The sequence below is a fragment of the Ilumatobacter sp. genome (assembly GCF_046290335.1).
Lineage (GTDB): Bacteria > Actinomycetota > Acidimicrobiia > Acidimicrobiales > Ilumatobacteraceae > Ilumatobacter_A.
In genome coordinates, this window is sequence record NZ_JBKAGH010000001.1 from 1,578,915 (window position 1) to 1,591,619 (window position 12,705).

Genomic DNA, 12,705 nt, shown 5'->3' on the forward strand with positions numbered 1-12,705 from the left:
TCTCCTCCGTTGCGCTGCCGGATCATGATCGGTCTCCGATGCGCCGGGCGAGCGTTCGGCCCAGCGGCAGCGACGACACCCATCCGTCGCCTTGGCGACCCCACAGTGGTTGCAGTTCGATCCCGACGTTCGCGGCGGCTTGCTCCAGGTCGGCGGCTTGCACATCGAGGTCCGACGCCGAGCGCGCCGACAACGTCAGCAGCCCGGTGTAGAGACACTCGACGTAGCCGGCAGCGAGTTCGGCTTCACGCGACTCGACTTCGACGACCGCTTTCTGATCGGCGCGTCGCACGATGAATCCCTTGCGACGTCGAGTCTCGATGTTCGCCTCGCGTTGCGTGCGCTCGCGGTCGACATCGGAATCGGACCGCGACGGTGCGAGCGGCTCGAACACCGTCGTCAACGAGCGGGTGCAGCCGGACTCGAACATCAGCGAGTCGAGCCACGAAGCCGCGACCTCACGACGCGGCCACCGGGCGAACCACCACGACCGATGAAACGCGCCGTCGACCACGACCGCGCCCAGCTGGTCGTCGACGTGCATCGGACCGAATCTCGGCGCCGCCACACCGGTCGCCGATGCCAACGATCGACGCAGGGTCGCCAACTGCTCAACGACCGATGGGTCTGACCGGACCCGCATCGCCGTCACCAGATCCGCCGCAGACAACACGCTCTCGACACGCAACGAGGCAGCGTTGAGCCGCCCAGCGAACAGACGCGTCTGCTCGCCCACGGTACGAAGCGCAGCCGACAACGCGTCCTCACCACGCGCCTTTGGGACACGCTCGATATCGACAGAGACCTCGACGAGCACCTCGTGATCGACGACGGTGGCCGAGGTATCGCGCAGCAGTTGCAGGTAGCCGGCGCGGGCCGGGTGTTCGGCCTCGTCAGCCCAGGCGGATTCGAGTTGGGCCACCGTGTCACGGATCGGGACCGGCGACGTCCAGTCATGGAACGTCACCCGACTCACCGGTGAGTTCTCGCGAGCGAACCCTGCAATCGCTGAACCCCACTCGTCGATGCGGGCGTCCTGAGAGGCCGCGTCCACCAGTCCGAATTGGCCGTCGCCGCACACCTTCACGACCGCGGTGACCATTCCGCCTTGTCGATCACGGACCACGCCGATCGCGACGTCGACCCCGGGTGTCACCCACGGAACCTCGACCTCGAACAGATCAAGCCCCGACAGCACCGGTGGCAGTGCGACCGGTTGGTCGCCGTCGGCGATCAGCTCGACGGGCCGGTACCAACGATTCCGAGAACGAGCCCTGCGCCACCACCACACCACGAGCGCAGGAAGGATCTCGTGAGCCGGGCGGTCATGGAGCTTGCCGAACCACAACCAACCGCACACCGCCAACACGCCAAGCGAAACCGGGAACGGCACATACCCCGCGATAGCGATCCACCCAGCTGCCAGCGCGACGGCGCCCACGACGACCAAAGTCGGCGGAAGGGTTCCGAACATGCCCGACCGACGTCGTTCACCGAACCGGTAGCCCCGAAGCTGTCCATCACCGCTCACGATTCGCCTCCGACATTCCGAGTCGAGCCCGAAATTGGCGACGTCGTCCCGGCCGAGTCGCCTGGTGGAGACGATGCTCCCTCCGCTGCCGAGCGAGCAGCCGAAGTAGCGGTCGATGCCCCAGCCTTCGCTGCAGCTGCCCCGGCAACAATCGGAGCAGCTGGCCCGGCTGCAGGCGCAGCCGCAGCGGTTGCTCCCGCGCCGCCTGCGGCCCCAGCACTCCCAGTTGCCGCCGCGCTGCCACCGAGACCGGCGCCAGCCGGACCGGCCGGACCCGCACCACCAACGAGTCCGACCGGTCCTCCGCCCGACGCGGGAGCTCCTCCGCTGGGACGTCCACCGCTTCCCGACAGGCGTGCCATGGTCGATTGGCCGTAGTACTGCAACTGCATTGCTTGCGTACCGCCTCGAAGCGGCGCCGAGGCAATGCCCTGCGCCACGACGGCTGCTGCGACGATCGGCATCAGTTTCCAGACCAGGAACGGCATGAACGCCGCCAACCCAAAGGTGACGACACCGGTGATCAACGTCCCGAGTTCACGAGCGGCGTTGTCGCCGACCCCGTCGCCCGGCTCGCCAGTCGCCCCGACTCCGCCGAGCGCCGAGATCCCGACCGACAGCGCCAAGATCATCACCGGCTTCGCGATGATCAGGGCCACCAGAAGCTCCAACACCTTCTTCGCGGTGTCGCGCAACGGCGGGAACAGCATGGCGGGGAGACCGAACGACACCGCGTAGATCACGACGAGGTAGATCAACGACTCACGCACGAACAGCGTGACCCACATGAACAACATTGCTGCCAACATCACGAGCGCCACGACAATCCCGAGGAAGTGCATGCCCGGCAACTTGGCCATCAGCGTCTGGCCGAGGCCATTGAGTGCCGTGAGCGCGTCGTCTCGGGTCTGGTCCCAGATGAAGTCAGACAGTCCGTCGGCGATGTCGATCGCCGCTGCCGAGATCGCGACCAAGGAGACCATCGCGAAGATCGCGATCGGCAGGTCGTGGCCGACAGCGCGCATGATCGCACCTGGCGACCCGGCTGCGACGGCGCGGATGATCGCCAACGTGACGAGCAGCGAGACCATCGCGATTCCGATCCCGAACGCAATCCGGAACGGCGATGACCCCGACGTGTAGAACCACTCGGACTGCAGTCGCGGTGACGAAGCGGTGTCCATGAAGTTCCACACCGCCATCAACAGCGACAAGACGCCCTTCATGATCCAGTCGGTGATACCGCCCACGACGGTGTCCCACGCCCACCCCGCAGCCGCTGTGAATGGCGTCGTGACCCATCCAATGATGTCGCCGAAGACCCCCACTCAGCTCTCCCCAATCGTCGTGTCGGCGAACACCGCCGGCGTCCACGAGTCGACCGACTCGAATTCCGATGGCGGTGACGGAAGGGCCGCCTCGACCGGGACCGGTGTCGGCCCCTCCTGAACGGCGACCGCCTCGACCCGCCAGTCCTCGCGTTCCCAACGGAGCGAGATCCGATGCGTTCGCCACAACACCTCCACCGGCCCGGATGCCGGATCGCCAGTGATCAGCGCCGCCCACACCGACACCTCGGCCGCATCGGCCGTGAACTCGGTCGTAGCGGTCCGCAGCGGGGCTTCGATCCAGATGCGCTCGCCGAAGTCACCACCGAACTCGTCGAGGAACGTCAGATAATCGGCGACCGCCTCGTCCACGCCCGCAGCCGCACCCGATTCGGTCATCAGACGCTGCAGCGAGTCGCTCAAACGCAGCGGCCCCATCCGCACGAGCGTCGAGAACGACGCCACCCAGTTCACCGCCGCCGTGGTCGCACCGGCCTCGCTCGGCGGATAGCCCACCGGCACCCCCTCGACATCGGCGGACGCGACCACCACAGCTCCGTCACGCTCCTCAGCGACAGCCGAGTCTGCTGCAGCATTCGCTGTGGCCGGCGACGGCGTTGCGGACTCGTCATCACCGATCGCCAACGACCGGATCGCCCACACCGTCAACATCACGAGCAGAAGGGCGACGCCGGCCTGCTGTGGTCGCGACATGGCCGGTCAGCCCGCCTGGCCAGCGTCGAACAGGACGCTGACGATCGTCGGCGCCAACCCGATGACCATCGCACCGATCGCCCCGGCAGCGACATACATCTTCCCTTCGACGCCACGGCCCGAGTTGCCGTTCATTCCCCGCCACGTCGCCGCGCCGTACAGAATCACGAGCCCGCACACGCCGAGTGCGAGCCAGAAGCCCCACGAAAGAATCTGGGTGAACAGGACAGCGCCCGGCAGACCGTCAGAAGACGGCGACACGTCATCGAGCGGCGATGCATCGGCAGTACCCGACGGAGCGACAAGCACCGCGCCCGTCAGCACAGGAAGCGTCGTCCAGACGCCGAAAGCAAGGCGGCGGCGGCGCCGACCTCGCCGCCGATCGACAGTCATCGGACTCGGCGAGAGGGCGGTCGAATGGGACATGGGCGAACCTCCAGGCGTCGTGCGGCTCCCCGGATGCGAAGCCGCTTGACACCAACAGCCCCCAGGACCGACGAATCGTTACAACAGCGTTCGTGATGCAACGAACGACCGCTCGTGGGGGCTGTTGTTCATGTGAAGACTCTCTCCGTCGCGCTCGCCACAACGACCTGCTTCGTCCTGTCCATCCCACTCGTGTTCGCCAACGGCGGCGACGCAGCTGGTGTGTACGCGTGCGGACGCCTCGGCGTCATCCTCGACACCATCCGCACCCTCGAATCGGGCGGCAACTATCAGGCTCACGCAGCCGGCGCGTCAGCGTCGGGCGCCTACCAGTACATCGACAGCACCTGGCGCCACTGGGCTGGAGAAGCCGACATATCAACCGACCTCTACCCCACCGCCGACTCCGCACCAGCACACATCCAAGACCAGGTCGCCGGCGTCAACGTGTCATCCATCCTCGCCGACTACGACAACTCCGTCGACGTCGTCCCCATCATCTGGTACTACCCCATCGCCCTCGGCAACGACGAGATCATGGACCGAGTCCCGTCGCCATCGTCTGGTAACACGCTCACCGTTCGCGAGTACCAAACCCGATGGCTCGACACCTACCGAATCAAGCTCGACGCCGAAGACGACGGCAGTTCGTTCACCTGCGGCCCCACGGCCGTGACCGGCGACTGGGCACTTCCCGCCCCACGAGAAGTCATCGGCGCGAACTCGCTCGACGATCCGCACCACGACTATCCCGCCTGGGATTTCCTCATCCCCGCCGGAACCCCGATCTACGCAGTCACCGGCGGCACCGTCGCACGCACCACCAACTGGACCGGCAACTGGTGGGCCGCCGGATGCGGCGGCAACAACCCACCCGACGCCTGCACCTCATGCGGCGTCGGCATCACCATCCAACACCCCGACGGCCTCCGCCACACCTACTGCCACAACAGCCGCAACCACGTCACCGTGGGCGACGACATCGCGCCCGGTCAACACATCGCCGACTCCGGCAACAGCGGCCGATCCGGCACCGCCCACCTCCACCTCGAGTTCCGAACCAACGGCATCCGCCGCTGCCCACAACCACTCCTCGCCGCACTGTTCAACCAGACGCCCATCCCGGTGGCGACGGACCTCCCGACCAGCGGCTGCTCGTTCTAACAGGGTGCTGAAATTCGGGGTCTGAGGGCGGGACGCCCGGATCGAGGGCGGCCCGCCTCGTTGTCATTGCGCTGGCTTGGTCTTCGATGTCAGTTTTCGGGGATCTCCGTTGTCGGTTTCGGGTGATCGCTCACTGATCCCCGACTCCGGAGGCGGCCGGTGGCGACCTTGCCGAGGTGATCTTCATCCGGTTGCGGCGTCGAGGGCCGTGATCCGGATCAGGTTGTAGACGGCGGCTTCCATCTTGAACCAGGCCCGGTTCCGGTCGTTGCCGATGTAGCGGACCTTGCGGCCCTGGCCGACTGTCTTGATCCAGCCGAACGGTTCCTCCACCCGCTTTCGGATCCGCTGCGACACGGTGTAGCCGGCGTGGCGGGTCGTTCTGGCGTCGATCGCCGATCTTCGGTTGGTGTTGTTCTGCGCGACGTGCGGCGTGAACCCGGCGGCGCGAACGTCTTTCACGAAGTTCTTCGTGTCGTAGTTCTTGTCGCCCGCCACCGTTCTTCGCCGACCACTCTTCGGCAGTCGTTTCAACATGTCGATCGCGCAGTCACGTTCTGCGAACCCGGTCGCCGCTGTCACCTCGGCATCGGCGATCAACGCCGAGCGGTGCTCGATCAAGAGGTGACCGGCGTAGCAGAGCTGGGCGGCGGTGTTGTTCGACTTGCGATACAAGCGTGCGTCCGGATCGGTCGTCGACGCGTGCGTGTCGTTCGAGCGTTTCTGGCCGTGCCACTGCACCTCGGAGTTGCGGCCCTTTGGGCCCTCGTTGTTGTCGCTGCCCGAGTCGTCTTTGGGCTTGAACGACTTGTGCGACGCCCACGCCTGCAACAAGGTGCCGTCGACGGAGAAATGATCCGACGACATGTACCGGCGCAGCTTCGCCTGGCGGACCACGGCGGCGAAGAACTCGTCGGCGATGTCAGCGTCGAGGAGGCGTTGGCGGTTCTTGGAGAACGTCGAAGCGTCGAACGAAGCTGCATCGATCGGGAGGTCGAGGAACCACTTGAACAACATGTCGTAGTTGAGGCGTTCGCAGAACGCCCGCTCGGAACGCATCGAGTACATCGCCATCAACACCGACGCCTTCAACAACTGCTCCGGCGGCACCGACGGACGTCCCGACGTCGCATACATCGCCTCGAACGAAGTGTCCATCGAGGCAAGCACGGTGTCGACCACCACACGGATCCTCCGGATCGGGTGCTCGGCCGGGATCAGGTCCTCGGTGCTCAACGACGACAACAGAGCAAGCTGACGATCAGGCGTTCCACGCATGACCCCATTCTTTTCCATCCAGACACAGAACGCGAGCACCAATCCGGGTTTTTCAGCACCCTGCTAACCATCGAACCGATGCCGACGTCACCCACACCCACCACCACCGAGATCCGACAAGCGGTCAGCATCATCCACGAAGCCGTCCGCGACCCCGACCGCCACCACGACCCCGTCGAGGTCGCCACCGCGCACACCACACTCGTGCGGGCACGCCGCTCTGCCGCTCCGCCCGTCGACCAGTGGCTCGCCAACTACCTCGACCCAGACACCTGGCACCACGGCCCACGCCACCTCGTCGACCAGATCGACACCCTCGCCATCAACTTCAAACTCCCACCACCGATCCGCACCGGCCCACCAGACGGCAACCAAGGCACCCTGTTCTGACGGTGAACTGGGCTGAGCGAACCCTCGATCGACCGGCGTTTTCACTTTCGTTTATACATTCGGCACGACGAACCACCGACCGCCTTCTTACATTGGTTTATACTTTTCGCATGGCCTCTCGCCCCCGAAACCCATTCACACCGGGATTCGGCAGGCACCCGACGATCGTCGTCGGACGCGATGAAATCCTGGCCGACGCCCGCGAGGCATTCGGCGATGATTGGCACCCGACTCGCAAGATGCTGCTCCAAGCACATCGAGGCAGCGGCAAGACCGTGCTTCTCGACGAAATCCAAGACATCGCCACCGCCGCCGGCTGGCTCGTCGTCCAGGAAGACGCCGGCACTCGAGACACCTCGATCTCGGCGCGACTGACGACCCGCCTGCTGAGCTATCTCGACGAGCACGACCCCGACGCTCGACGACGAATCACCGGCGGCTCCGTCTCCGTCCTCGGAATCGGTGCCAGCGTGAGCACCGAGCTGTCCGATGACCACGACTCACCCGGTGGCCTGCGTGAGACACTCGAAGCGGTGCTCGATCTCGACGACGGCCGACCAACCGGCGTGCTCCTTTCCATCGACGAGATCCACGAGGCGTCCCGAGACGACGTCCACGCCATCGGCAACGCCATCCAACACCTCGACCGATCGAGCCAACCCATCGGTGTGCTGCTCGCTGGACTCCCACCCGATGCGGACGTCGAAAAGGAGCCGACCTTTCTCTCGCGATGCCATGCACCCAAGATCGAGATTCTGCGCGATGACGAGATCGAGCAAGGTCTGATCGAAACTGCCGCCACCGCGGGTTGGGTCTTCGACAGCGACGCGCTCGAACTCGCCGTGAACACAACAGCCGGGTTCCCATACATGATGCAACTCGTCGGATGGGAAGCAACCAAAGTCACCCGCCGCCGGCGCGAAGGCACCGCCATCACCTACGGCGACGTCGCACTCGCTGTCCCCGAAGCTCGCCGCACGCTCGCCCGCTCGGTGTTGTTCCACATCGACAAGCGGCTGACGCCGACCGAGAAGGAGTTCTTGGTGGCAATGGCCCACGACTCCGGCCCATCGAAAATGAAAGACATCCGCGAACGGATGGGGCAAACCGCGCAGTACGTCAACGTCTACCGCAACCGCCTCCTCGACGCCAGCCTCATCCAACAGATCAAACACGGCCACGTCGACTTCGCCGTCCCCGGACACCGAGCCGAACTCCGAGCCGACGTCGGCTACGCCGCCGCCCAAGCATCACACGCTCGACGGAACGACTAGGCGGGTTCGAATCGTCCGACGGACACTCGAGCGCGAGTCATTGCGACGTAGAGCCGCCTGTGCTCTGGATCTGCTCGATCAAGGCCCGCACCGAGCGCCGTGACGTCTTCGTCGGTCATCACGATGCCCACATGGTCCCACTCGTCTCCTTTGGCCTGATGAACCGTCAGTCCCGGTATGTGCGGCCCTCCATGTCGAAGTCGTGCAGCCAGGGCGTCAAGGCGCGGATTGAACTTGGCGTACTGCTTCTCACCTACGGAGGCTTTGCGACCCTCGAACACCTCTCTTGGAACGGCGGAGAGCCTGTCCAGCGCAGAGCCAGCATCACCGGACTTGACGAGTGCGAGTACTGCACCGAACTCAGCAACAGCCTCTGGAGTTGCAAGCAACGCAGCGTCGACGCCGAGGAGACTGCATGCGGAGCCCACCAATCGAGCACTCGTCAACCCACAGTTCCTGGCGTAGAAGTCGAGCAACAACACCACGAGAGCATCGAGTTGCGTACCCATCCGTCCAAAGGACAACGGCAGAACGGATGGCGAAGCGTCCCACAGCATCTTCCACTCGGCTGCAAGCACGACCGACGCCTCGGTGACCGTGGCTGGCGGGCATGGAAGCCCGTCACGTAGCTCCGCCATCACCTTTTGGTGATCAACACCAGCGAACCTGAAGCACTCAGTGAGCGAAACCGAGTCGAACTGGACCACTCGGAGCAGGTCGACGTCAAGGTCGGCCGGCACCTCGTCTCTAAAGCCATACAGCGCTTGCCACGGATCTCCGACCAGCGAGAGGGTGCAGCCGGCTGAGTCCAGTAGGTGAAGGAGCGCAATATCTGTCGAGTTGGCATCGAACGCCTCATCGACGAGCACCGAGCTGGCCATGCGGGCGAGGTGTTCAAGTATGTGAGGCAAAAGGTCGGGATGTTGTGATGCGGCACAAACGATGCCTCGGATGTCGCCATGCGAGCATTCTCCAGCCTCAAGCTGCTTGCGTAAGGCCGCCCCGGAGGTCACGACGCTGTCCCCGCGTGTGGCAGTTCGGCGCACGGGGACCACAGATCGATCGTCAAGACCCGCGAACCAGTCGATCGTGTTCTCTTCGTTCGCTCGGCGAGCACCTCTCCGTTCGTCGAGGGGATCAATCTCAAGATGACCACCTGGCCATGCAACCAGCCTCTTTCGGAGAAGGAAGTTGAGAACCGATCGGAACACGGAATCAATTGTCCGGACTCTGTTCGGCCAGGCGAGCGCGCTCCCACCCCAACGCCTCGCGATCGCCCTCCGAATGACTTGAGTGGCGCCGACTGTGAAGCTCAAGACGAGTACGCCAGCGATCCGGTCCGGTTGCCCGTCGTACGCCAGGTAGCCGAACCGTTCGGCAGCGGTGAAGGTCTTACCAGTTCCTGGTCCTGCTTCGATCAGGAGTCGTCGACTCCTGTGCACCGCAGCATCAAGCTGGGTTGGTCTCGGGGCCGGAAGGGCCTTCATTCTCACCTGCTTCAGAGGGATGCGAATCGAGGTCGCCTGATGCCGTGACGAACTCGAGAAGGTCGGCGATGGGGCCCGGGACTACGACCGGGCTACCGGCGATCAGCGCGTCCCGAATCATCCCTCCAAGCTCGTATGCAAACTCCGACTTGCGTTTGGATTTGCTCGGCGGATACCCCGCCTCCCTCTCCGCCTTTGTTCGCAGCCGGAACAGCCGATCAATGGACTCCGCGTCAATCGTGTCGGGGCGATCAATTCCGAGCTCATCGAGCGTTCTACCGACGAGCTCTTCGTTGCCAGTCGTGATCGAGGGCTCAAGCGTTGGGTGGGAGGCGAACCACTTCACCCGAGTCTCATCAAAACTGTCCAGCCATGACGGGTCACCTGGAATCGTGTCGTCCGACCCGCGATGGTCGGTGTCACCGAGCACAGCAAGTCGCTGAACCAACTCAAACTCGTTCGTCGCAAGCAATCGCACAGGCCACTCACCGACCTTATTTCCGATTGGCACAATCGTAAGTGCCTCGATCCGATCGAGTCTCCGGTCATCACCAAGCGCCCAAGCCCGAGCAAATTGCCTCAGAAGCACGACGTCTGTCACGCCCTCAACCAGCACCACGCGTTCGGCCATCAACGACGTCGATCTGCTGGCATCGAGGTGAAGAGCAGCCATGCGGTGGACACGGCTCAGCTGGTCCGGCGGCAACGGCAGATGCGCAATTGCTCGACTGACTCGGCTTCCATCCCTTTCGCGTCTGATCACCACGATTTCGGACGGTTCACAAGCGCTCAGAATTTCCGTCGAGTGTGTACTGAGAATGATCTGCACCTCCGGCCGATTCCGAACCGTCCTTCGGAGATAGGACACCAAGCTCCTGTGGAGCTGCGGATGCAAGTGTGCCTCCGGTTCCTCAATGACAACGGTCGCGTGCAGATGATCCTTCGGGAAGAAGGAGTCGTCGATCGCCTCAGCTTCCGCATCAATGTCCGTCTCGTCATCGTGTTCGTCCGGTGCCTCCGTATCCTCCGCGCCGTCGAGATCCGTTGCGGGCATGTCCGCTGCCGCAACGTCGTCATCAGACTGGCCATCAGTCTCCCGTCCGAGCGGATCATCGCCCGGAATCGCAGCCAGGGTGACGGCGATATGGAGGAGGTTGACGTACCCCAGACCGGACAACTCAAGACGCTGGGCTGATTCTCGGGTGTCGAGCACAGTCATGAGCAGTTCCAACACCCGTGCGAGGAAGGCATCATCCACTGTCTGCCGGCCCACATAAGCGTGGTGGTGTTCGACGCCAGCCGTCAGAAAGTCGAGATGGGCCCCAATCCTTGTTTCCAGTGCATCGAGCAGGTCGTGCTTCACCAGTGCGTCGAGAGCACGCTCGGCGGTACGCCTCAGGTCGACGAGGTTTCGTCGGTTCGTGCGACGCTGCTGTTCGGCACGAAGAAGTTCGATGAGGCTGCGGGCCTCGCGGCGAGCGAGCTCATCGATCGGGTTGCGCGTAGCGGGCAGGGCGAGCACGAGCAAGTTGTCGGCATAGTCGAGCTGCGACTCGAACCTGCTCCTCACCGATCCCAAGTCACTGCGAAGGCTTCGAATCCAGCTTGGCGGCTGCTGGCCTTCAGCGAGAAGCTGCTGACCCAGATCGCCCTCGGTCGATGGGTCAAAGCTGAACTCGACTTCAATCTCGCGAGGCCGAATCCCAAGCGCCTCCGATCTCGGTGCCTGAAGCTGCGGGAACCGCTTGGCATGCGCGAGGTAGATCGCATCGCACAGCGTTGTCTTGCCTCCGCCGTTTGGGCCCACCATCACCGCAAATCTGCCCGGCAACGTGCACACCATTGGCGCTTCGGCACTCGCTCTGTAACCACAAACCTTCAACGAAGAGAGGAACATCGACTGCCTTTCCAGAAGTTCCGACTGAGGCGGTGCTGTGCACGCCCACCATGACCGTAGGCATGCCCTCCAGGTACTGCTGGCGATGGTCGCGTCCTGCGGAGTAGCTAGCTCTGGACCGCCTTCTCGACAAATGCGACCAGTTCCGAGAGGCTCGACAGAACCTCAGACCGAAACCGGCTCGTGCATTTCTGCATGCGCAAGTCGTTCGCTCGGTGGCGTTCCGTTGCTATTGCGTCGCAGTAGGGCACCGCCACCGCCAACGCATCGAGATCGAAGAAGTCATTGCGCTTCCACACCGATTCCGCATTTCGGTGCATCGCGACCTGGATGCTGACGTGTACATCGGCGCTCGGCATAGCATCGATCAAGCCGCGGATTCCTTCGCGACTGTTCGGCAGCGCTTCCGCGGACACTCCTCGTTCAGCCAGGCCAAGTACTACTGCCTGTCCTGCCTCAAACTTCATGTACCGCGCTGCAACGAGGTCACGGAGCCTTCCCCGGCGCCACCGAGCATCGGGCCCAGACTTCATGTAGTCGGTGAGCCACTGTTCCTGCTCGGCACGCTTCTCTTGTCCGCGTTGTGCCGTGTACTGCACGTAGCCGTGCTGTTGAAGATCTGCGAGTTCGTCGTCCGAGGCCGGTCCAGCCAGCATCGTCAGTTCCGCCCAATCGTCAGCGCTAGCGACCTCGATGTCGAACTCTTGGTCGGGCATCGGGCGCAACACGCGTAGCGGCTGCAGCACGTCGCGCGTCGACTTCGCCAACGGTTCCGACGGATCGACGCCAAACGCATGACGCCAACCACGGCCGATAAGAGGTATTGGCTGCAAGGACTCCTCGCGTGGTCCGACTAACGAATCAAGCAGCGCCTCGACTTCAAGTTGGATCACGGCTGGGCGCGCCGGCAGCACAGCAAAGCTGGAGAGATCTGCCATAACCGCAGCGACTTCGCTGCGTTGGCGGTGAGACGCGATCCCACCCAGCTCCATGTAGTTCGCCGATGAAAGCGGAACCACCAGCGCCTCAGACGTAGTCGCAGCGTGAAGTAGCGCCAGCAGGCTGCGATACGTAGCAGTACCATTCCCTGCGGCTGCCTTTGCCAGCCCGACCCAATGGAACTGATCTAGATACAACAGCGGCGGGTTTGGATCGCGCGCGAGGGACGCCGGCCAGACGTGTTCCACGCCTGAGTGTCGAACGCCCTCTTCCATGG

Annotated in this window: 11 protein-coding genes; 3 read left to right on the forward strand and 8 right to left on the reverse strand. The window is 63.8% G+C overall.

Annotated features, from left to right (window positions below; all coding sequences use genetic code 11):
- Positions 1-22: 22 nt before the first annotated feature.
- The 4 genes from ACE37B_RS07135 to ACE37B_RS07150 are packed head-to-tail and all read right to left on the reverse strand — an operon-like array spanning position 23 to position 3,999.
- Positions 23-1,531, reverse strand: a complete 1,509-nt coding sequence (locus tag ACE37B_RS07135) for an SCO6880 family protein (RefSeq protein WP_409922583.1) — start codon at positions 1,529-1,531, stop codon at positions 23-25.
- Complete coding sequence (locus ACE37B_RS07140; protein WP_409922584.1) at positions 1,528-2,859, reverse strand: hypothetical protein; 1,332 nt, start codon at positions 2,857-2,859, stop codon at positions 1,528-1,530. Before ACE37B_RS07140 ends, ACE37B_RS07135 begins: the two co-directional genes overlap by 4 nt.
- Complete coding sequence (locus ACE37B_RS07145; protein WP_409922585.1) at positions 2,860-3,573, reverse strand: hypothetical protein; 714 nt, start codon at positions 3,571-3,573, stop codon at positions 2,860-2,862.
- 6 nt (positions 3,574-3,579) lie between these two features.
- The gene (locus ACE37B_RS07150; RefSeq protein ID WP_409922586.1) at positions 3,580-3,999 is read right to left on the reverse strand and encodes a hypothetical protein; all 420 of its coding nucleotides are present in this window, start codon (positions 3,997-3,999) and stop codon (positions 3,580-3,582) included.
- A 132-nt stretch (positions 4,000-4,131) separates the two neighbouring features.
- On the opposite strand from ACE37B_RS07150, the gene ACE37B_RS07155 reads away from it, so the two are divergent.
- Positions 4,132-5,163 (forward strand): M23 family metallopeptidase, encoded by a 1,032-nt coding sequence (locus ACE37B_RS07155; protein ID WP_409922587.1) that lies wholly within the window; start codon positions 4,132-4,134, stop codon positions 5,161-5,163.
- A 183-nt stretch (positions 5,164-5,346) separates the two neighbouring features.
- Here the strand turns inward: ACE37B_RS07155 and ACE37B_RS07160 are convergent, their stop codons facing one another.
- Positions 5,347-6,441 (reverse strand): IS5 family transposase, encoded by a 1,095-nt coding sequence (locus tag ACE37B_RS07160; RefSeq protein ID WP_409922866.1) that lies wholly within the window; start codon positions 6,439-6,441, stop codon positions 5,347-5,349.
- Positions 6,442-6,519: 78 nt separating this feature from the next.
- Here ACE37B_RS07160 and ACE37B_RS07165 point away from each other — a divergent pair, with 78 nt between their 5' ends.
- Complete coding sequence (locus tag ACE37B_RS07165; protein ID WP_409922588.1) at positions 6,520-6,831, forward strand: hypothetical protein; 312 nt, start codon at positions 6,520-6,522, stop codon at positions 6,829-6,831.
- A gap of 110 nt (positions 6,832-6,941) precedes the next feature.
- Positions 6,942-8,105 (forward strand): ATP-binding protein, encoded by a 1,164-nt coding sequence (locus ACE37B_RS07170; protein ID WP_409922589.1) that lies wholly within the window; start codon positions 6,942-6,944, stop codon positions 8,103-8,105.
- Here the strand turns inward: ACE37B_RS07170 and ACE37B_RS07175 are convergent.
- From ACE37B_RS07175 to ACE37B_RS07185, 3 genes are all read right to left on the reverse strand, one after another.
- Entirely contained in the window at positions 8,102-9,592 is a 1,491-nt protein-coding gene (locus tag ACE37B_RS07175; protein WP_409922590.1) for a UvrD-helicase domain-containing protein, read from the reverse strand. The two genes, ACE37B_RS07170 and ACE37B_RS07175, sit on opposite strands and share 4 nt — an antisense overlap.
- A complete protein-coding gene (locus ACE37B_RS07180; RefSeq protein WP_409922591.1) occupies positions 9,555-11,489 on the reverse strand; it encodes an ATP-dependent nuclease in 1,935 nt (644 codons plus the stop codon). Before ACE37B_RS07180 ends, ACE37B_RS07175 begins: the two co-directional genes overlap by 38 nt.
- A 107-nt stretch (positions 11,490-11,596) precedes the next feature.
- Complete coding sequence (locus tag ACE37B_RS07185) at positions 11,597-12,703, reverse strand: hypothetical protein (protein WP_409922592.1); 1,107 nt, start codon at positions 12,701-12,703, stop codon at positions 11,597-11,599.
- Between the last annotated feature and the right edge of the window lie 2 nt (positions 12,704-12,705).